At 40.2% G+C, this 18690-nt stretch carries 22 protein-coding genes and 1 riboswitch; of the genes, 6 read left to right on the forward strand and 16 right to left on the reverse strand.

Going from position 1 to position 18690, the window contains the following annotated elements:
* Nucleotides 1–138 precede the first annotated feature (138 nt).
* Genes GJU40_RS09060 through GJU40_RS09070 form a run of 3 tightly spaced genes read left to right on the forward strand, consistent with a single transcriptional unit; the run spans nucleotide 139 to nucleotide 3806 of the window.
* Nucleotides 139–1602, forward strand: a complete 1464-nt coding sequence (locus tag GJU40_RS09060) for a spore germination protein (RefSeq protein ID WP_154307439.1) — start codon at nucleotides 139–141, stop codon at nucleotides 1600–1602.
* On the forward strand, nucleotides 1595–2701 hold the full coding sequence (locus tag GJU40_RS09065) for an endospore germination permease (protein WP_154307440.1): 1107 nt from the start codon (nucleotides 1595–1597) through the stop codon (nucleotides 2699–2701). Before GJU40_RS09060 ends, GJU40_RS09065 begins: the two co-directional genes overlap by 8 nt.
* Nucleotides 2679–3806: a Ger(x)C family spore germination protein gene (locus GJU40_RS09070; RefSeq protein ID WP_154307441.1), complete on the forward strand. Its 1128-nt coding sequence runs from the start codon at nucleotides 2679–2681 to the stop codon at nucleotides 3804–3806. The genes GJU40_RS09065 and GJU40_RS09070 overlap by 23 nt, the downstream gene beginning before the upstream one ends.
* A gap of 77 nt (nucleotides 3807–3883) precedes the next feature.
* Here the strand turns inward: GJU40_RS09070 and GJU40_RS09075 are convergent, their stop codons facing one another.
* From GJU40_RS09075 to GJU40_RS09090, 4 genes are all read right to left on the reverse strand, one after another.
* On the reverse strand, nucleotides 3884–4954 hold the full coding sequence (locus tag GJU40_RS09075; RefSeq protein ID WP_154307442.1) for a Ger(x)C family spore germination protein: 1071 nt from the start codon (nucleotides 4952–4954) through the stop codon (nucleotides 3884–3886).
* Nucleotides 4951–6048: a GerAB/ArcD/ProY family transporter gene (locus GJU40_RS09080; protein WP_154307443.1), complete on the reverse strand. Its 1098-nt coding sequence runs from the start codon at nucleotides 6046–6048 to the stop codon at nucleotides 4951–4953. Before GJU40_RS09080 ends, GJU40_RS09075 begins: the two co-directional genes overlap by 4 nt.
* Before the next feature lie 18 nt (nucleotides 6049–6066).
* Nucleotides 6067–7551, reverse strand: coding sequence for a spore germination protein (locus GJU40_RS09085; RefSeq protein WP_246188325.1), 1485 nt, complete (start codon nucleotides 7549–7551; stop codon nucleotides 6067–6069).
* Nucleotides 7552–8154: 603 nt separating this feature from the next.
* On the reverse strand, nucleotides 8155–8751 hold the full coding sequence (locus tag GJU40_RS09090) for a cell wall hydrolase (protein WP_343031483.1): 597 nt from the start codon (nucleotides 8749–8751) through the stop codon (nucleotides 8155–8157).
* A gap of 317 nt (nucleotides 8752–9068) precedes the next feature.
* Here GJU40_RS09090 and GJU40_RS09095 point away from each other — a divergent pair, with 317 nt between their 5' ends.
* Entirely contained in the window at nucleotides 9069–9575 is a 507-nt protein-coding gene (locus tag GJU40_RS09095; RefSeq protein ID WP_154307444.1) for a sigma-70 family RNA polymerase sigma factor, read from the forward strand.
* A gap of 119 nt (nucleotides 9576–9694) precedes the next feature.
* Here GJU40_RS09095 and GJU40_RS09100 read toward each other — a convergent pair whose 3' ends face one another.
* The 3 genes from GJU40_RS09100 to GJU40_RS09110 all read right to left on the reverse strand — a co-directional run bounded on the left by GJU40_RS09100 (nucleotide 9695) and on the right by GJU40_RS09110 (nucleotide 11538).
* Entirely contained in the window at nucleotides 9695–9889 is a 195-nt protein-coding gene (locus GJU40_RS09100) for a hypothetical protein (RefSeq protein WP_154307445.1), read from the reverse strand.
* A 67-nt stretch (nucleotides 9890–9956) separates the two neighbouring features.
* Nucleotides 9957–10607 carry an SDR family oxidoreductase gene (locus tag GJU40_RS09105; RefSeq protein ID WP_154307464.1) on the reverse strand — a complete coding sequence of 217 codons (651 nt, stop codon included), beginning with the start codon at nucleotides 10605–10607 and terminating at the stop codon, nucleotides 9957–9959.
* A gap of 82 nt (nucleotides 10608–10689) precedes the next feature.
* Nucleotides 10690–11538 (reverse strand): patatin-like phospholipase family protein, encoded by an 849-nt coding sequence (locus GJU40_RS09110; RefSeq protein WP_154307446.1) that lies wholly within the window; start codon nucleotides 11536–11538, stop codon nucleotides 10690–10692.
* A 162-nt stretch (nucleotides 11539–11700) separates the two neighbouring features.
* On the opposite strand from GJU40_RS09110, the gene GJU40_RS09115 reads away from it, so the two are divergent.
* On the forward strand, nucleotides 11701–11883 hold the full coding sequence (locus GJU40_RS09115; RefSeq protein WP_154307447.1) for a YkvS family protein: 183 nt from the start codon (nucleotides 11701–11703) through the stop codon (nucleotides 11881–11883).
* Between the two features lie 168 nt (nucleotides 11884–12051).
* Here GJU40_RS09115 and GJU40_RS09120 read toward each other — a convergent pair whose 3' ends face one another.
* Nucleotides 12052–12237, reverse strand: a complete 186-nt coding sequence (locus GJU40_RS09120; RefSeq protein ID WP_154307448.1) for an H-type small acid-soluble spore protein — start codon at nucleotides 12235–12237, stop codon at nucleotides 12052–12054.
* Between the two features lie 208 nt (nucleotides 12238–12445).
* Here GJU40_RS09120 and GJU40_RS09125 point away from each other — a divergent pair, with 208 nt between their 5' ends.
* Nucleotides 12446–12604, forward strand: coding sequence for a hypothetical protein (locus GJU40_RS09125; protein WP_154307449.1), 159 nt, complete (start codon nucleotides 12446–12448; stop codon nucleotides 12602–12604).
* Between the two features lie 93 nt (nucleotides 12605–12697).
* Here the strand turns inward: GJU40_RS09125 and queF are convergent, their stop codons facing one another.
* The 8 genes from queF to GJU40_RS09165 all read right to left on the reverse strand — a co-directional run bounded on the left by queF (nucleotide 12698) and on the right by GJU40_RS09165 (nucleotide 17910).
* Nucleotides 12698–13195 (reverse strand): preQ(1) synthase, encoded by a 498-nt coding sequence (gene queF / locus GJU40_RS09130; RefSeq protein ID WP_154307450.1) that lies wholly within the window; start codon nucleotides 13193–13195, stop codon nucleotides 12698–12700.
* 20 nt (nucleotides 13196–13215) lie between these two features.
* Nucleotides 13216–13947 (reverse strand): 7-carboxy-7-deazaguanine synthase QueE, encoded by a 732-nt coding sequence (gene queE, locus GJU40_RS09135; protein ID WP_154307451.1) that lies wholly within the window; start codon nucleotides 13945–13947, stop codon nucleotides 13216–13218.
* Nucleotides 13940–14383: a 6-carboxytetrahydropterin synthase QueD gene (gene queD, locus GJU40_RS09140; RefSeq protein ID WP_154307452.1), complete on the reverse strand. Its 444-nt coding sequence runs from the start codon at nucleotides 14381–14383 to the stop codon at nucleotides 13940–13942. Before queD ends, queE begins: the two co-directional genes overlap by 8 nt.
* Nucleotides 14380–15042, reverse strand: coding sequence for a 7-cyano-7-deazaguanine synthase QueC (gene queC, locus GJU40_RS09145; protein ID WP_154307453.1), 663 nt, complete (start codon nucleotides 15040–15042; stop codon nucleotides 14380–14382). The genes queD and queC overlap by 4 nt, the downstream gene beginning before the upstream one ends.
* A 193-nt stretch (nucleotides 15043–15235) precedes the next feature.
* Nucleotides 15236–15280: riboswitch (PreQ1 riboswitch) on the reverse strand.
* A 59-nt stretch (nucleotides 15281–15339) separates the two neighbouring features.
* Nucleotides 15340–15822, reverse strand: a complete 483-nt coding sequence (locus tag GJU40_RS09150; protein WP_154307454.1) for a hypothetical protein — start codon at nucleotides 15820–15822, stop codon at nucleotides 15340–15342.
* Nucleotides 15823–15833: 11 nt separating this feature from the next.
* Nucleotides 15834–16592, reverse strand: coding sequence for a hypothetical protein (locus GJU40_RS09155; protein ID WP_154307455.1), 759 nt, complete (start codon nucleotides 16590–16592; stop codon nucleotides 15834–15836).
* 174 nt (nucleotides 16593–16766) lie between these two features.
* Nucleotides 16767–16994 (reverse strand): hypothetical protein, encoded by a 228-nt coding sequence (locus GJU40_RS09160; protein ID WP_154307456.1) that lies wholly within the window; start codon nucleotides 16992–16994, stop codon nucleotides 16767–16769.
* A 331-nt stretch (nucleotides 16995–17325) separates the two neighbouring features.
* Nucleotides 17326–17910, reverse strand: a complete 585-nt coding sequence (locus tag GJU40_RS09165) for an HAD-IA family hydrolase (RefSeq protein ID WP_154307457.1) — start codon at nucleotides 17908–17910, stop codon at nucleotides 17326–17328.
* Nucleotides 17911–18690: the final 780 nt, after the last annotated feature.

The following is an 18690-nucleotide window of genomic DNA, read 5'->3' on the forward strand; positions in this document are numbered from 1 at the left end:
ATCCCCCATAATTGCTTCTCTGTTCTTTATGGTATGTGAGTTTTTGTGAATCTTGTCCTTTGTTTTAAACGATGTATAAAAATTTCACCTTTTCCTCAAAATAACAGGCAGGTGAATAAGTGGAAAGAGGACGAGTATATGGAAAAGAAAAATCGCACAATTCCATCGGGATATAAAAATAGAATTATGTTCTTAAAGGAAGCTTATGACAGCAGTGATGACTTCATAGTTCATGAAATAACAGTTGGAGACGTTCCCCTTGCTTTTGCCTATTTTAAATCTCTTTCAGCAGCAGATAAACTTTTCTATTATATTATTCCGGCATTGGTGAATTTCCAAGGAGATCCCGTTCAGTTTTTTCAGTCGTTACATACGGATGAAACAGATTTGGAAGAAGAAATCACCTCCTCTCTCATAGATGGAAAAGTTACTGTGATCATTGATTCAGAGGAAAAACTCTACACTCTGCCGTTAGTATCTATTTTTAAAAGAAACCCTGAAGAGCCTAACAATGAACTAATAGTCAGAGGCTCACATTACGGATTTATAGAAGATTTACAAAGCAACTTGCTGTTAATCCGCCAGCGGATAGAGAGCCCTGATCTTAGTGTGAAAATTCTTCAGCTAGGAAAACAATCTCACACAAAAACTGCCATTATTTTCATGAAGAACCTTGCAGATGACGAGGTGGTTCATGAACTTCAGAGAAGGCTTTCCTATATTGATTCCGACTTTCTCATAAGTCCCGGATTCATAGAAGAGTTTATAGAAGACAATCCATGGTCACTGTTTCCTCAAATGTTAAACACGGAAAGACCCGACAGAGTGATGGGAAATTTAATGGAAGGCAGGATTGCTTTACTGTCAGAAGGAAGTCCGACAGCATTGATTGTTCCGACAACTTTTTTTTCATTTTATCAGTCTCCTGACGATTATAATTCCCGGTGGGTCCCTGCTACTTTTATCAGGCTTCTCAGGTTAACAAGTTTTATCATTGCCATCTCTCTTCCTGCTATTTATATTGGTGTTGTTGCTTTTCACCTTGAAGTCATTCCCCATGAGCTTCTTCTTCCAATGAAAAACTCGGTTGAAGGAATTCCCTATCCTCCCCTTTTGGAGGCTTTAATTATGGAACTGACATTGGAATTAATTAGAGAGGCAGGTATACGGCTCCCAAATCCTATCAGTCAGACAATTGGAATTGTAGGCGGTTTAGTGATTGGAGATGCCGTAGTTCAGGCTGGATTAATTTCGGATCTGATGATTGTTGTTGTAGCAACTACTGCCATTGCGTCTTTCGTCGTGCCTTCTGTTGAAATGAGCACAACAGTAAGAATTCTAAGATTTCCCCTCATGGCACTGGCTGCAACCTTTGGATTTATCGGGATTATGTTTGGTTTCATTTTTATCCTGATTGGGTTAACAAAGCTATCCTCTTTTGGAACGCCATACTTCTCACCCTTTGCACCGTTAAGAATAAAGGATTGGAAGGATACTTTTATCCGGTTGCCCATTTGGATGCTGAAAAAAAGACCTTTGGATGCACGTGCCAAACAAAGCCGGCAGCTGAAAAAATCACGGGGGTGGGAACATAGTGACTAAAAAGCCTCTTACCCCGGCCAAGCTGTTTTTTCTAGTCATTCAAACGCAAATTGGAATTGGTGTTTTATCGCTGCCCTTTGATTTAAGTCAGGAAGCAAAACACGACGGCTGGATATCCTTACTCCTGGCAGGAGTTATTGTTCAGTTCTTTTTAGCAATTTATTATATATTGCTGAAACGTTTTCCCGGCAGAAATTTTTATGGAATCTTAATCTGCTTGTTTGGAAATTTGATCGGAAAAATACTTATATGTTTGTACCTCTTGTATTTTAGTGCTGTTGCTGTCGTCATTTTAACAAGGTTTGAAGAAATTGTAGGTAGCTGGGTGCTTCCAGAAACACCAAGCTGGCTGATTGGCTTTATGCTGCTGTTTATTGCTGTGTATCTTGCAAGAGAGCCTATCGTGACGATCGCAAATTTTGTCATTCTCGTCACGCCTCTTCTGTTAATTCTCATCGTTCTTCCTTTATTTACATTAGAAGATGCCAATCCGCTCTTTTTACTTCCTGTGGCTCATACTGATTGGAAAAAGATACTCTTGGGAAGCAGAGAGGCTGTTACTGCCATGCTTGGCTTTGAAGTAATTCTTATTTTGTATCCCATGGTTAATGGAGCAGCAAGAGCTGTACGTAAAGCTGCATTTCTATCAGGGTTATTTACTGTATTATTCTATGTTTACCTGACTATCATGAGTTATATATACTTCAGCCCAAATGAAATAGAGCTCATTCCAGAACCTGTCCTCTATCTTTTAAAAGCAATCCCCTTTCAAGTAATAGAACGGACTGATTTGTTATTCCTGTCTCTCTGGATTGTCTCAGTTTTCACTTCTATCGCTGCTTATGCCTATGTTTCTCTGGTTGGGCTGGCTACGTTGACCAATCAAACATATCACCGAAAATATGGGTACTTATACGCAAGCTGCATTTTTCTCTTTTCCCTTTATCCTGGAAGGTCGAAGGATACAATTTTAGCTTTTTCAGAATTCGTTTCCCAGTTGAGTTTCGGGTTCATTTTCCTATTTCCTTCGCTGATATTAATCATTTCATTTTTTATAAAGAAAAGGAGGGCAGCGAATGAGACTTCTACAACTTTTTAAGTGGTGCATCATTTTTAATTTATTCGTTTTAACTGGATGCTGGGATCAAAATTTGTTGAAGGATGTTCGGTTAATTCTTGCAGCTGGATATGATTTGGATAATGAAGGTAACTTAATCACCTCTGTAGAGGTAAGAAGAACGAAGGGCCCGAAAACTGAAGAAGAAAGTGGAGATGAAATTGGCACAGAGACTGTTGTGGGCTATACGCCGCGTCATACTAGAGATAAATTAAACTTGCGGCTGGATAAGCGTTTTGAACCTGCTAAGCTTGAGATTATTATACTTGGCGAGGAGCTTGCAAAAACAAATGTTTTTCAGCTGCTGGATGTTTTCTACAGAGATCCAAAATCTTCTCTGGGTTCAAATATTGTTGTTACTGAAGGAAAAGCCTCTAAGTTAATAGAGGTTGCTGAAAGTGAAAACATAAGAATCAGTGACTATTTAAAAGATCTTATAGAAAGTGCAAGCTACGCAAGCTTTGTGGAGGATGAAAATATTCAATCAGTATGTGCAGAACTTTTAGATCCGGGACAAGACTTTTCCCTTCCCTACGTTTCTCCTGACGATGGCAGAATAGCTGGAGTGAAAGGTGTGGCACTCTTCAGTGAAACCTCGCTGGCAGGTTATTTAGAAGGGCAGGAAGCGATACTGTACCAATTACTTGATAATCATCTGGGCAGAACAGCCAGGTTTACTAAAAAAGTTCATCATTACAAGGGTGCTTCTTTTGAAAATTTTATTACTATAGATGTTAAGAAACTGAAAAGAAAACTGACAGTAGACGCACACAATAAAGACGACATTAAGGTGAATATCAAGCTGAACATCTCAGCTGAAGTTGTGGAATATCCCCATAATGTACTCAATACCAAGGAAAAAATTGAAGATCTGAATGACAAACTTTCTAAGGAATTCACAAAAAATGCCGAAGAGGTTATCAGTAAATTGCAAGAAGCCAATTCAGATGCCTTGGCAATTGGGAGGCAGCTGATTTCTTTACATCCTGAAGTATGGAAAAGTATGAAATGGCGTGATGTATATCCTTCTATATCAATTACACCACAGGTCAATATCACCATTACTGATACGGGAATTTTGCACTGATAAAGCAAAACTTGAAAGAAGCGAAATATAAAAAAGCCATTCAACAATTCAATTTTGTTTGAATGGCTTTTTCCCTGTTATTCAATAACTCCTGTTTCAGTTATCAGTACATCTGCATGTATTTCCACTTCCAGCTTTTCAAGGCCCCCATCACTTTTCCATTTCTTTTTATCATGATTACGGAAGCGGTGGCCGATTTCATCATTAAAACCTAATGGATCTATATTGTTTTCCTTAAATTTTTCAATGATCTTTTGACCTTCTTCACGTATGGCTCTTTCAAATTCTTTTTCAATTTTTTTAATTTCTCCTGGATTAAGGATAATTCCTGTATACTCCCTTATGTGTCCTTCCACACGTATATCTATTTTGATTTTTTCTTCGCTTTCAACATGCAGCTTTCTTCTTGATGTAATCGACTGTACTGTCATCATATTATTACTGTCAGGCAGCTCTGTAGAGTAGGTACCCTCTGAGTAATTATCTGCCATGAGCTTAAAAAACATCTGCTCATCAGGAGAAATTTCATCCACCATTTCATCGCCGTGAAACAGCGCAATTCCGTCTACCTCAACTTTTCCCTCTGTCTTTTTCAAAAGAGGAAGATAAGGATCGGAACCTTCTGAGTAAAAATTATATAAAAACAATTGGAGATTGGTATCAGGCAGATCTCTCCGTTCAATATTGTGCTTAATCGTGTCTGAAAGATAAGCAGCTGTACCCAATGTTCCATACGTTCCCTCAAGCACCTTGCCCGCTGTGCCCCGCACTACGCCGAGATACACGCGTGAACCGATGCTCGCATCTCTTTGGAGAGCATCTACAAAGTCTAAAAGGCCTTTCTCAGCAAGCTCTTTCCCAAACAGGGTCACCTGCAGCTTTCCAAAAACAAGAGGGTTTGAAGATTTTCTTTGCATGTTGGAGAGAACCTCTCTGCTGATTTTGGAAGAGCTTGTAATATACTCAGGTTCAACAGGCTGATCCTTCAGGTAGACAGGAATGTAAGCTGTTCCCACAAACAGCTCTTTATTTTCCTCATCTATATCAAAACCAGAAGCCAGGATCATATTTACATCATCAAGGATTTCTTTTTCAAGGCAGCCAGTCAGCAGCATCAGCATACACAAGCCAGCTAAAAGCTTTTTCACAGCAATTTCTCCTTTATTTTCGGAATCACTATGGAGAGTGTAAACAAAAATGGAATATATAGGTAGAGAATTACACTGCCTATTTTGTTCATCAGATCGTTCATCATATTTATGTGCAGTCTTGTTTCAATAAAATTCATGCTGACATAAACAATCAGAATAATTCCTAACAGAGATTTGCTTTGAGGTATTTTGGTTACACTTTTGAACAGTCTGCTTGCACACCAGAGTGCCAGGCAGATGTTGGGTAGAATAACCAAATTCCAATTTGCAATTCCGATATATTCAAATCGTTCCACAAAGGGTATCTCAACGATTTTCCATATTGTTAAGGTAGCCCAGATATTTTTTTGCAGCTGCTCTTGACTGAAATACACTGTTGAAATAATCATGATAAACAGGTAAAGGAGTGTTGTATATGAAACTGAAATATGAGCCCACTTTTGCGATTTATCCGGGTTTTTAAGAAATGGGAAAAATACGAGCAGCGTTTCAATTCCTAACACAGTTAGTGACATTTGCTGCGTTCCTTTTAATATTTCCATAACACTATGATCAAATATAGGAAGAAGATTATTTAATTCAGAGTACCTCAGCGGAAACAAATATGTAATCAGCAAATAGCTTGGCAACAGCACGCCAAAAAAGCTGATGCCTGTCACTACCCTGAAACCCCCAGTGATTGTATACCAGACTAAAAGCAAAAAAAGCGCCGTATAAATCCAGTTGTTTATTTCAGGAAACATCCAAACCTGGACAATTTCCATATAAGTTCTCAGCACATTAACCGCCAAGGCTGAAAAATACAGAACAAAAAACAGATTGAGACTGTTGCCAATCCATTTTCCCAAAAGGGAGACATGAATTTCTGCCATGCCGCCCTTTACTCTTTTTAACACATAATACATCATCCAAATGTTAATGTTTACTACAACGCCAGATAATAAGACTGACATCCATGCCTCATGACCCGCCTCTATCGCGATAATCCGCTGAAACCCCAGCACGCCAACACCGAATTGTATGGAGTGCAATAGGAAAAAGACTAAAAATCCGGAAACCTGAAACTTTTCAGGAATTTTTGCTGCAGGCATTTTAGCACCTCTCTTATGCTACTCGTCTATGTCTTTCTTTTGTTTTGCTTTGCTTTCGTCAAATCGCACAGGCTGCTTCGTCCGTGCAAAGATTGGTCGCTTATTTAAGCTGGCATATGGAAAACGGATGAGTGAATCTTTCATATCCCTGAGTCTGGGAGGATACAGAGGCTCCAAAAACGGCCTTCCAAGTGAAGTCAGCCGGAGCAAGTGTGTTGCAAGAAAGCAAAAACACAGGACAATTCCAAGCAGTCCGAGAAATTCCGCAAACGCGAGAAACGGAAACCGAAGCAACCTGATTGTGTTGCCCATGTTATAAACAGGTGTGGTAAAGGAGCCAAGCGCCGCAAGAGCAACAATGATAAGCAGAATGTTGCTGGTCAGCCCAGCTTCAACTGAAGCTGTTCCAATAACAATTCCTCCTACGATGCCGATTGTCTGACCGACTTTTGTCGGCAGCCTGGCTCCTGCTTCTCTCAGCAGCTCAATCGTCAGCTCCAGGAAAAGAGCTTCCAAAATAGGCGGAAGCGGAATTTCTCTTCTGGAAGTAACAAGTGTATTCAGCAGATCCCTTGGTATTAGCTCATAATGATAATTCAAAGTCGCTACATATATGGGTGTGATTAAAATCGAGAATGCAACTGCAAACAATCTGACAAGACGGAAGAATGAGGCAAGTATCCAATTCAAAAAATAATCTTCAAAAGCTGAGAAAAACTCAACAAGTGTGGTCGGCCCTATCAGAACATGAGGCGACCCATTTACAACTATCGCAATTTTCCCTTCAGATAAAATCGATACTACCCTGTCAGGCCGTTCTGTATCCAGCAATTGCGGAAAAGGCGACCTATAATTATCAGATATCATTTGTGTGATTAACGAGCTGTCGCTCACCTGGTCAAACTCCAGATCACTCAGTCTTTGCCAAACTGTATGAAAATTCTCTTTATCAGCAAGGCCGTCAATGTATAAAACCGCTACCTGAGTTTTTGAAAGATCTCCAATCGTTAATTCACGCACTCTCAGCTCTTCTATAGGAAGCCTTTTTCTAATTAAGTTAATATTGGTATCCAATGACTCAACAAAGGCTTCCTTTGGTCCAATAACGCTGAATTCAACTTCAGGCTGAGTGACTGTCCTAGTTTGTTCCAATGAGCTTCTAATCAGGATCACCGGCTCACCGTACTCGCTGAGTGAAATCAGCACATAGCCTTCAAAAAGCTTTTCCTTTATAACGCCTGTATCATTTGTAATAATCATATCTTCAACTGGAATCAATTCTTTTAACTGCTCAAGAGAACTCCAGCTCTGAGAAGTTAATTCTGTAAGTATGCTTTGATGCAGAATCTGTGTATCCACAAGCGGGCGGAAATAAAACATCCAATAGCGTGTTTCTTTCGCTGTATTGCTGTATTGCATAAAATCTGAAGAGGTTCTTAAAACGGAAAGCAGCTCAACAATTGTCTGCTGCCGCGAGCCATCATAGTTTTTTCTCTCATTCAATCAGACATCACCACAAATCCTGGATTCTAGGGTTTATTTTTCCTGCCCTGTCCAAAATTATGCATGCAGATTTTTTACATAGATCATACAGTCAGCGTGAATGTTTTGACTAATCTTAGAATGAAGAAGTAACGAACGGCAGAATATGCGTAGATTTTATAAGGAGACCGTAAAACTGTGTGGTAAGAAAGAGTCATTATATTCACTCTTGGCAACACTGTACGAAATGAATTTTAAACTCACAAGGTGCCATCCCGTCCTCACATAGAGTAATTAGCGCAGAAATTCCGGTTAAATGGAGAATAAGTCGTTTTTTAGAGAAAATAAGGGAATGAATTCCGCTTAAGCTACCGAAAATACTCCATTTTGAGGTTTTTTAGGTACATAGACGGAATTCCTCCGTTTGTTTCAGTCTATTTTCGTTGTTTTTTTTGAATAGGCGGAATTCCTCCGTTTAAATATGTATAGTGGCTAGTCAGCCTCTAATTCATGGGTACGGGAAGAGCGAATGACAAAGAGTCCAACACACTTTCTATAAATTTCAACATAGTTATTTTATTCAATAAAAAAAGGCGTCCGAAAATCCGGACACCTGCAAACGAATTATTTCGCAAAACGATGCTTGCCTATCGTAAGCGTTTCTTCTGTAGAAAAAATCCATTTGCTTGTAGCTGTTTCAGGATTATAAAAATATAAAGAATCATTTCCCATGCCATCGTAAGCAATTGCTTCGTCAACTGCTTCAGCTGCTTCCTGATTTGCATGCTGATGAATACTTCCATTTTGGACAGGTTCAAAAGCATAGCTGTGTTTCACCTTTTGATGAATAACATCTGAAATAGTATCAGGAAATTCATCGCTTTTCACTCTGTTCAAAACTACTGTCGCTACTGCAACCTTTCCTGCGTAAGGTTCCCCTTTTGCTTCAGCGTGAACAAGGCGGGCCATCAGTTCTTTTTCTGAATTAGTTACAGAGGTGGGAATTGTTAATCTTTCCCCAACATATAAAAGGTGGCCGCTTTTATGGTTTTTATATTGAATATCTTTAATGGAAACACCATATTTTTTTCCAATCAGCCAAAGTGTATCTCCTGCCTGAACTCTATGAACAGCTGAAGCTTCAACTGTAGAATTATCTAATGGAGCAATTGAGATTACTAGCATTCCTGCAATTGCAACTCTTAAAATGTACCTCATCATGATCTATAAACCTCCTGTTTTTTGTTCATTCGGTATCATTTGAACTCATTTTTATCTCGTTTACTAGGCTAACAGGTTTATAGGATACTTTCATTACTCAAAATATGGCAGGTTTGCCAAATGTATTTTTTATATAACCTTCATGATTGATTTCTTTAAGAAGTAATAATAACGATATTAGCTATGAAAAAGAGCGTTATGGCTCTAAAAATCACTAATGTATGGTAGAAATCCGGTTTTTTCAAGGTGATTTTTTCAATTTAAGATAAACTTACCGCGGAATAAAAGGAAAGCGCGCTTTACGAAGGAATAATCGCTTGATTGAGGAAACGTATTTCACCCAACTTTTTGAAGAAAATCGCTTTATCATTCTTCATCATATCAGGAAGCTTCATCTTTACGAAAATCATGATGAATACTATCAGATTGGCTGCATTGCACTTTGGAAAGCAGCAAACTCCTACAATCCGGACAAAGGCAGCAGTTTTTCCACATATGCATACGCAGTCATTAGAGGCCACTTACTATCAGAACTTAAGAAGAGCAAGAAACTACAACAGCGGTATGAGCCGACGGAAAACATTGAGGTTACAGAAAATAACGCCTTAGAGGATGAACAGCTGTATGTCGAAAGCGTACTTGTCAACTTACATGAAAGCTTAACAGAAAAACAAATGAAGTGGCTCAATGCTTACGTAAAGGAAGGAAAATCTCCTAAAGAAATTGCTGTTCAAGAAAATGTTGCAGAGTCTGCTGTGAAAGCATGGAGAAGAGATGCACTTAAAAAGCTTGCGAAAATGAAGGGTAATTTGGACATTCGTTAGTTTCAGCCCAAGGAGCTGTCATCTTAGAATTTCACCAAAAAAAGACAAACCAATTTCTTTCTGATTGGTTTGTCTTTTCATGCTATTGAATTGTTGATTTCTCAAGAGAGAAAATATTATTAACTCCGTGGTTCTTCTGTATATTCATAAACAACTCTTCCGCCATGCTGAGCTGTTCCTCTAAAATGCTTAAAGTCTTCGGAATTCACCAATACTTTTCGAAAGGACAAAAATTGCTCCTTTTCCACCTCATAGTGAGAAATCTCCCCGTTTTTAAGAGATGCTAATATTTGATGCACCACTGAATCTTCCATATTATGAGTTCCCCCTAAAGCTGCTTACTTTCCTATAAGTGTACAGCCTCAGAAAGAAATTGTCTAATCAGCTGAATGCATGTTTTAACGCATCTTCAACAGGTGTTTGTCCTGAGAGAATTTCAACGACTTTGCCGTCAACCTCTTCTACAGAGAGACATGCAATTAATGCAGCTGCTACATCCTCTCTTGGAATGGAGCCGCTTTTATCTTCAATGCTTTCTGCTGCCTGGATTTTGCCTGTCCCTTTTTCATCAGTAAGACCACCCGGCCTCACGATTGTATAGGATAGACCAGATCTGATAAGATGTTCATCTGCGTTGGACTTGGCGTTCAGGTAATGCTGCATTTCGTCCGGACCGTTTTCAGGAATATCAGCTCCCATGGAACTCAGCATGACAAAATGCTTTACCCCTGCATCTTTAGCAGCATCCACTACTCTTTTCGCACCTTCCTGATCAACAGAAGTCGTTTTTTCAGGTCCGGTGCTCGATCCGGATCCCGCAGCAAAAATAACAGCATCTGCCCCTTTTACTGCATTTGTTACGTCTTCTTCCAAATCAGCAAGGACAGGTTCTCCGCCAAGTCTTTTAAGATCTTCCGCCTGTTCCTCTTTTCGGATCATACTTAATGGTTCAAAGCCTTCCATTTTGCTGAGCTGTTCAGTCAATAACCTTCCAGTAGTTCCGTTAGCTCCAACAACTAATACTTTTTTCATCATAATCTCCCCTTTCTTAGTTCTTACTGTTTTCCCGAAGAGAGGAGAGATAAAACTAATCTGCTGCATCATGCCCAGCAGGTTACTCCATCCAATTCTGAAGAGAGGTGTAACGGGATGCTGCATCATGATATCCTTGCTCATATAATTTCTCCAGCTTTACTGGATTTCGCTCCACTCTTCCCACCTGCATAGGAGACAGGGGACGAATCACAAAAACATTTCCCTTCCTTTCTTCATCTTCAATATAGGCTGTTGTGTCGTTGTAAAGTTGATAGCGGCTGAGCATTGTTTCCATCAGCTTTGGATACTCTTTGTAACTTCTTCTCAACAGCCACTCCATCTTAGTTCGTGACTTTTTATATCCTTTATTTCGGGTCAGAATGACAACATTCTTTTTATTGCCATCTTTTTCAGATTTTAAGATTGGAACCGAATCGGAAATACCGCCATCAAGCAGTTTTTTCCCCTTGAAGCTGACGACCGGGGAGAAAAAGGGAAGAGAGCTGGATGCCCTGATATAAGTCAGCAGATCCTCTCCTGTTTCTTCACGGGAAAAGTAAACAGGCTTGCCTGTTTCACAGTCGGTTGTACCTATCACAAATTCCTCTGTTCCATTCCTGTAAGCTTGAAAATCAAAAGGCACATGTATGTTGGGTATGTCATCAAAAATAAAATCCATACCAAAAAGCTCACGTTGTTTTAAAAAATTTTGCAGAGATAGGTACCTCGGATGTTTAATATAATCAATGATGACTTTTTTGTTTCTTCCTCTTTGCCTCGATAAATAGGAGGCAGCATGGCAGGCACCCGCTGACACCCCAATCACGTATGGAAAATATAAATTCTTCTCCATAAGAAACTCAAGAACACCGGCAGTATATATGCCTCTCATTCCTCCGCCCTCAAGAACAAGTCCTGTTTTTTCCATTGCTTATGCTCCTTTTTTTCATGATTATCTTAATATACCAAAAATAAGAAAGCTGTTCATACTAAATGCACAGATTTTTCAGAAAGCCTTTACTTAACAGATAAAATAGTGCAAAATGTTTTCAATGGGTTTTTCTAGAAGAAGTTAAAGGAGAGAGAAACTATGAAAATAGCCAAGGTGGGCAACGTCATTGAATTTAAAGACGGGCTGAAGGGGATTGTTGAAAAGGTAAACGAAAATTCAGTTATTGTGGATTTAACGATAATGGATGATTTCAGCGACTTAGAATTGGATGCCAGAACAGTCGTGAATCATAAAAACTATCGTATTGTAACAGAGAGATAAAACTGGCACAGAGGAATTTTTTCCTTTGTGTCTTTTTTTGAAATAACATTGCTTTTGAATGGTAATAAGGAGCTGAAAAGCGGGATTACGACATATCACACGGTCCTGCCGTCACAGCTCTTTTAGATTCGCTGTCTCCCCGCTCTCACCCTCTTAAGACCTAAACTACTATCGTCCTTCTTCAAGTAAATCTTGTATTTCAACAACAGATCTTTCTTCAAGAGGTCCTCTTAAATGAACAGTTGCAAATTTCCCATCATCATGAAGACTGTCTATCCATACAGATACACCTTGATATGTAACTTCTATGTCAGCCGAAGATGACAAAATTTGCTTTACGCGGTTCTCTTCCATGCCCCACACTCCTCTAACAGAATAGTGCTAGGATATGGATAAAGAGAAAGAATTATACATGAGAGGAGCAGATCTGCCCTCTCCAATCACCCCCTCTCCCTTATCCCCTGCCATAGGGGAGCTTCCGTAAAATAGAAAAGGCAGCAGCAAAAAGTCCAAGCTGCACGTTACCTTTTGAATACACTATATCAAGAAGGGAGAGGGATAGATGGCGAAAAACAAAAATAGTTCCAAGCAGCACAGCGGGAGCAAAAAGGATTCAGATAAGAAACGGGACCGTCAATCGTCAAAGGATCATTCCGGCAAAAAGCATGATTCTGCGAAAGACAGGAAAAGTCAGCGGAATAGAGACAGCGACAAACAATAATGTAAGAGACTAGAACAGCCTCTAGTAAAACTTAAAAAAGCAGTCCTGCTTCTTAGTGAAGCGGACTGCTTTTTCAGTATGAAAAAAGATGAATTAACGGTTATCCACTGTTTCTGGATACAAATCATGATTCATCATTCGGTAATCCGCCATTTTTTCATACTTTGTACCAGGGCGGCCGTAATTTGTGTAAGGATCAATAGAGATGCCTCCGCGCGGCGTAAATTTGCCCCACACTTCAATATAGCGGGGATTCATCAATTCAATCAGGTCATTCATGATAATATTCATGCAATCTTCATGAAAGTCACCATGATTTCTGAAGCTGAACAAATATAACTTAAGTGATTTACTCTCTACCATTAATACGTCTGGTATATAACTTATATAAATTGTTGCAAAATCCGGCTGATTTGTTTTAGGACAAAGGCTTGTGAATTCAGGGCAGTTGAATTTCACAAAGTAATCTCTGTTGCTGTGCTTGTTTTCAAAAGACTCCAATACTTCCGGAGAATATTGAAATAAATAATTAGTACCCTGATTTCCGAGTAATGTTACTCCTGTTAATTCTTCATCTTTTCTACCGCTCATGTGTTGTTCTCCTTTCAATTTTACACTCCGCGTTTATTACCCCATATCAGCGTATGAAGCTGCGGAAGTACTCTGGCTGCATTTAAGTCTTTATCTGCCGTAACCTGATCTATCAGCCATTCATAGCGTCTTAGCAGTTTAGATATCAGTGTGTCGTCATTGATTTCATGCACATCTTCATTGCCTGTTTGAAGGTAAAAAGGGATGTTTTGATATCTTCTATGCACTTTTTTCGCAAACTCTAAGTCTTCTTCGTTAAAAATAACCACTTTTAAACTGGCTGAAGCCAGCGAGCCTTTCTCCTGCAGCTGGAGAAATATATCATCAAGCTTTTCAAAATCAGTGGTCATACCGGAACTTGGCGGCTTGGGAGAAATCGTCAGGTCGTCAACATCTGCCAGCCATGACTGATAGCGGCTGCCTTGCGTTTCGACTGCTATTTTCATACCGTTACTTTTTAATAGTTCTGTTAAATATCCCAGATTTTTCAGCAATGCAGGATTACCTCCGGAAATTGTGACATGTGAGAACATATCTCCTCCAAGGAGGTTTAGCTTTTCCAAAATTTCTTCTGCTGTCATTTGGACGATATCGTCCTTTGCAGAACCATCCCAAGTGAACGCAGAATCACACCAGGAACAAGAATAGTCGCATCCTGCAGTTCTGACGAACATGGTTTTTTGCCCAATGACCATGCCTTCTCCCTGAATAGTAGGACCAAATATCTCGAGGACAGGAATACTTTTATTCATTTTCCTGCACCTTCTTCGGCCGATAGACAACATAGCTTGTCGGTGTTTCCCTTACAAAAACCTGAACACATTGCGGTGAATGAGAAAGCCCGTCAAGGTCTTTCTGAATAATTTCCCATATCTTTCTCGCCACTGCTTCTGTCGTCGGAAAATCGTCAGAAGAATCGCTGTTGAAAAGTTCCTTGTCATCGTTTAAGATGCGGTGATCAAATCTGCCATGTATGAGATCCTTCAGCCTTTTAAAATCTACTAAAAAACCTGATTCATTCAGCTTGTCTCCAGCAATCGTCACATTCACGAAGTATGTGTGGCCATGAAGATTTCGACAGTTGCCTGCTGACGGATGCGGCACAAAATGAGCAGCCGCAATATGCATATCTTTGTTCAGTTCGTAGCAATAAGGATGAAAAACCTGCGGATACATTTGCTGTATCATAATGCAGCCCCCTCCTTCTCTTTTAGATACTCATGCAGACCGTTTATGCGCAGCTTGCAAGCAGGACATTCACCGCAGCCGTCTGCCGCAATTCCGTTATAGCAGGTTAACGTTTGTTCTCTGACATAATTCAACCTTCCAAGATCATCTGCAAGCTTCCAGGTTTGTGCTTTATTCAGCCACATGAGCGGTGTATGAAGAACAAGCTGATCATCCAGCGCCAAGTTAATCGTGACATTGCAGGACTTTATAAAAATATCCCTGCAGTCCGGATAACCGCTAAAGTCTGTTTCACATACTCCTGTGATGATATGTTTTGCCCCAATCTGTTTAGCCAGAATTGCTGCAAAGCTTAAAAAAAGCAGATTTCTACCAGGAACAAAAGTGGATGGCAGCTCACCCTCCCTTTCTTCTATCTGGATATCACTTCGCGTCAAAGCAGTTGGAGCAAGCTGATGCAGCAGGGACATATCCAGCTGATGATGTTCTATTCCAAGGTTCCTGGCAATATTCTCTGCAACCTCCAATTCAAGTTTATGACGCTGATTATAATTAAAGGTAACAGCTGCGACTTCTCCAAATTGCTGCTGAGCCCAGAACAGGCAGGTTGTGCTGTCCTGGCCCCCGCTGAAGACCACAAGTGCTTTTTCTTTTTTCATCCTTATTCCTCCTTATCAGGCACAGGAATACTCCTGTTTACAGCTTGTTCTTAACAGTATAGAGATCAAATATATTGAAATTCCTTAAAGCTGGATCAGAGTGAAAGCTATTAACATGAAAAAAGGGCCCCCTGCTGTCAGAGGTGCCCATCATCATATAAAAAACAAAAAAAATACTATATCAAAGGATATAGTTTCCTTAGTTTTTTATAGAGGGTTGTGCTAGAACCTCTCCCGCAAAGCTTTCATGCGGATTATTATCCAATTGTAACTTTATTAATATAACATGAACCTTTTTTACTGCCAAGTATTATTTGCATTTTCCTCTGTTGACAATCTTCCTACTCCGAGAGCAGAATGTGTCCAGCAAATATGCTCTATACTTTCATAAGAAACATTCTTAGATATAATGAGAACAACTGCATCTCCCGCATCTCTTAATTTTTTGCGTTTGTTTTTCTGCTTCGTTGAAAAAACATCGAGCATATAACCTAAGAGCAAGCCAAAAATCAATCCGAATAATCCCCAAAGAATTGGTCCCAGATAGAGAACAGTCCCATATATAACTCCGAGCAGCATAAAGATAACACCGAAAACACCTGCCAGATCTACAAAGCTTCTTCCGTCAGTGTGGTGAATAGTGTCAAATAACGGAACATCGGAATTTTTCTTATCAAGAGGTATGACCATGATCTCATTTTTGCTGACACCTTTTGTATGAAGCTCTGAAAGAGCCAGCTCCAAGGATGTACCATAGGGAAAAGTCGCAATGATATACATGCTGACCACCTTTATTGAGGCATTTTAAAATTCAGATGCTGATAGTGACTCTTTAAATATCTGGCCTGCTCCTTGTCAAACAGCTTGTTATATTCAATGCAGCTGATATAAGAGTCGTATGCGATAAAACAGTATAAAGATGGCACATACAACAGCCACTGATATTCTACTATTTCATGGACAGAAAGGAACTGCCCTGTGAGGGATAAAAAGAGGAGCTCATAAATATGTGAGTAATAAGCAACGACAATCCAAAGAAGCAGGTTAAAAATGATAGATGGCAGTCGATTGAGATAAAAATACCCCAGCCCCGGTGCCAATAGAGACCAGAAGAGTGCATATAACGGCTTTCTTTTAACCAATATATTGATCTCATAAGGTGAGAGGCAATGTGATGAAATATTGTAGCCTTCCCTGTATGCAAGGATATAATATTTGTTATACTCCGTTGTTCTTCTGAAGCTGTCCCAAATTGTGAATATATAAAGTGCTATGTATAGCAGAAGCCACTGCATGTCCAGAACCTCTGCAGCTCTATGAAACCTGCCAGTCATGCTGTACACAATGGCTTCATTCAGGTGAGCAAGATTATTAATGATTACTTCCCACACCATCAGCAGAAAACCGGTAAACAATTTCCCCAGCAAATAGTGACCAAATCCAGGAAATGCTGCTGACCACCAGGCAATGACCCAGGGATTTCTAAAATGAAACAGGTTAGTTGAAACAGTATTCATGCTTGCAGCATATCTTCTCGGTGATTTATTCATCCATCTGCCTCTGTTTCACTGTAGTCGAGAGTTATTTTGTGCATATATCTTTACTTTATACATAGAAAGCTGCATCCTAATTGAATAAAGAATCCTTTACGTTCAGCATTCTCAGAATTTAAATTTATTTAATTACATTTTAAAAAACACAAAAAAACCTGACATTTGCCAGGTTTACAATGTTTTCTTGCCGGCATGCTCTTTTCTTCTGCTGAAATATAAAAGGATAAATCCTGCAGCAAGGAGAACAAGCGGCCAAAAGCTGGCCAGCTGTAAAGGAAGAAGTCCATCCAAAAAGAAAAAGAGGGCAACAGCGCTTAGAACAGTAATCGGGATGAGAAGTACTTTTTCCCGACTTCCAAACCAGTAATATTGAAAAAGACCAATTGCCGCTGCAACCAAATATAGGGGCCATGTATATCCTGAATAATTCCAGTGGGTTGCAGTTTCAAATCCAAAAAGCAGACCAAGTACAGTAAGAAGCCCGCCTGGAACGAGCAGGCCGCTTTGTTTTCGTCCGCCAGTAAAAAAACTGATTTGACAGGCTGTTCCTAATAGGATGAGGATTTAAGGCCAAGAATAAGCCCAAAAATCTCGCCCATAACCTAATGAAGTGAAACTAAATATGATTCCGGCTGCGATTAATACAAATCCTGCAATTCTTTGTTCTACTCTCGTCTAAATGCCTCCTGACGTGAATGGTAAAATATGTATATATCCCCTATATCATACATCATTGAATAGAACTATTGACGCACACTAAGGATTTTTGGAAAAAGTCTTTATAATTCTCTAAATAAAAATCTGCACCTACTTCTGAATTCTGAAACAAGCAAGTGGTTATTCCCAGCTGTTTTGCAGGCAGAATATCAAGAAGTCTGTCTCCAATAACAAGATCAATGCCATAAAGATTATGAAGATACTTATACGCAGCGGTATCAGGTTTTCTTTTATAACCATCATCCCCTGCAACTATTTCTTTGAAATAATGTCTCATTCCGTAGTGCTGCAGAATGTCATCTACTTCAGCCCTGGGTTTATGTGTCATAATGACATTGAGTTCTGCAAAATCCAGGACTTCCTTCACTCCTTGGAAAGGGGGCTTTTCAGAAGCTTTCATGGCTGCCTGATTTCGCTTATATTCCATGACTTGCTCATCAGTCAGCTCAAAATATTCTGCTGCATGAGAAAATGATACCTTCAGCTTCGTTAAAATGTCTTTCTTAGCGGCTTTTCCATCCAGCAGCTCATACATAGCTTCCGTAAAAGCCGGATATGTGTCAAAAAGCGTACCATCAAAATCCCATAATATTTTCAATTCTTAAACACTCCTTATTAGTATCGAAAAGCGGAGGCAGCTTGCTCAGGCTCGACAAGCATAAGATGGCTTGGACGGAAGGGCGCTCTTTGCCCTTATGGCCAAGACAGCTTATGACCTCGAGAGCCTAGCTGCCGGAGCTGGACAAATCGAAAAGCGGAAGGCGCCGCTCAGCCCTGACAAGCATAATACGAGCAGCTTCAAAAGGCGCTCTTTGCCTTTTTAAGATGATTGGCTTATGACCTCGAAGGGCTGGCGCCTGGAGCTGGACAAATCGAAAAGCGGAGGCAGCTTGCTCAGGCTCGACAAGCATAAGATGGCTTGGACGTAAGGGCGCTCTTTGCCCTTATGGCCAAGACAGCTTATGACCTCGAGAGCCTAGCTGCCGGAGCTGGACAAATCGAAAAGCGGAAGGCGCCATAAAGAGGAAGTCATGCTAAGTGCGCCACGTCCTGTGGCAACGCATGACTGTCCGACGTCGTGTCGGGCTCTGACAAGCATAAGACAGCTTGAGCATGAGGTCGCTCTTTGACCTCTTGATCAAGATGGCTTATGACTTCGAAGGGCTGGCGCCTGGAGCTGGACAATTTAGAAAAGCGGAACATTAGTAAAGGAAGTCATGCTAAATGCGCCACGTCCTGTGGCAACGCATGACTGTCCGACTTCCTGTCGGCCTTCGACAAGCATAAGATGGCTTGGACGTAAGGGCGCTCTTTGCCCTTATGGCCAAGACAGCTTATGACCTCGAGAGCCTAGCTGCCGGAGCTGGACAAAACAGAA

It is taken from the genome of Metabacillus lacus (assembly GCF_009674805.1).
Lineage (GTDB): Bacteria > Bacillota > Bacilli > Bacillales > Bacillaceae > Metabacillus_C > Metabacillus_C lacus.

Excerpts from the sequence above, each read along its gene's own strand:
- GJU40_RS09125 (WP_154307449.1), top strand. The coding sequence starts at position 12,446 with ATGGCGAAAAACAAAAATAGTTCCAAGCAGCACAGCGGGAGCAAAAAG.
- GJU40_RS09105 (WP_154307464.1), bottom strand. The coding sequence starts at position 10,607 with ATGAAAAAAGTATTAGTTGTTGGAGCTAACGGAACTACTGGAAGGTTA.
- GJU40_RS09110 (WP_154307446.1), bottom strand. The coding sequence starts at position 11,538 with ATGGAAAAAACAGGACTTGTTCTTGAGGGCGGAGGAATGAGAGGCATA.
- GJU40_RS09115 (WP_154307447.1), top strand. The coding sequence starts at position 11,701 with ATGAAAATAGCCAAGGTGGGCAACGTCATTGAATTTAAAGACGGGCTG.
- GJU40_RS09120 (WP_154307448.1), bottom strand. The coding sequence starts at position 12,237 with ATGGAAGAGAACCGCGTAAAGCAAATTTTGTCATCTTCGGCTGACATA.
- GJU40_RS09155 (WP_154307455.1), bottom strand. The coding sequence starts at position 16,592 with ATGAATAAATCACCGAGAAGATATGCTGCAAGCATGAATACTGTTTCA.
- GJU40_RS09070 (WP_154307441.1), top strand. The coding sequence starts at position 2,679 with ATGAGACTTCTACAACTTTTTAAGTGGTGCATCATTTTTAATTTATTC.
- GJU40_RS09150 (WP_154307454.1), bottom strand. The coding sequence starts at position 15,822 with ATGTATATCATTGCGACTTTTCCCTATGGTACATCCTTGGAGCTGGCT.
- queD (WP_154307452.1), bottom strand. The coding sequence starts at position 14,383 with ATGATACAGCAAATGTATCCGCAGGTTTTTCATCCTTATTGCTACGAA.
- GJU40_RS09100 (WP_154307445.1), bottom strand. The coding sequence starts at position 9,889 with ATGGAAGATTCAGTGGTGCATCAAATATTAGCATCTCTTAAAAACGGG.
- GJU40_RS09080 (WP_154307443.1), bottom strand. The coding sequence starts at position 6,048 with ATGCCTGCAGCAAAAATTCCTGAAAAGTTTCAGGTTTCCGGATTTTTA.
- GJU40_RS09090 (WP_343031483.1), bottom strand. The coding sequence starts at position 8,751 with ATGATGAGGTACATTTTAAGAGTTGCAATTGCAGGAATGCTAGTAATC.
- GJU40_RS09060 (WP_154307439.1), top strand. The coding sequence starts at position 139 with ATGGAAAAGAAAAATCGCACAATTCCATCGGGATATAAAAATAGAATT.
- queC (WP_154307453.1), bottom strand. The coding sequence starts at position 15,042 with ATGAAAAAAGAAAAAGCACTTGTGGTCTTCAGCGGGGGCCAGGACAGC.
- queE (WP_154307451.1), bottom strand. The coding sequence starts at position 13,947 with ATGAATAAAAGTATTCCTGTCCTCGAGATATTTGGTCCTACTATTCAG.
- queF (WP_154307450.1), bottom strand. The coding sequence starts at position 13,195 with ATGAGCGGTAGAAAAGATGAAGAATTAACAGGAGTAACATTACTCGGA.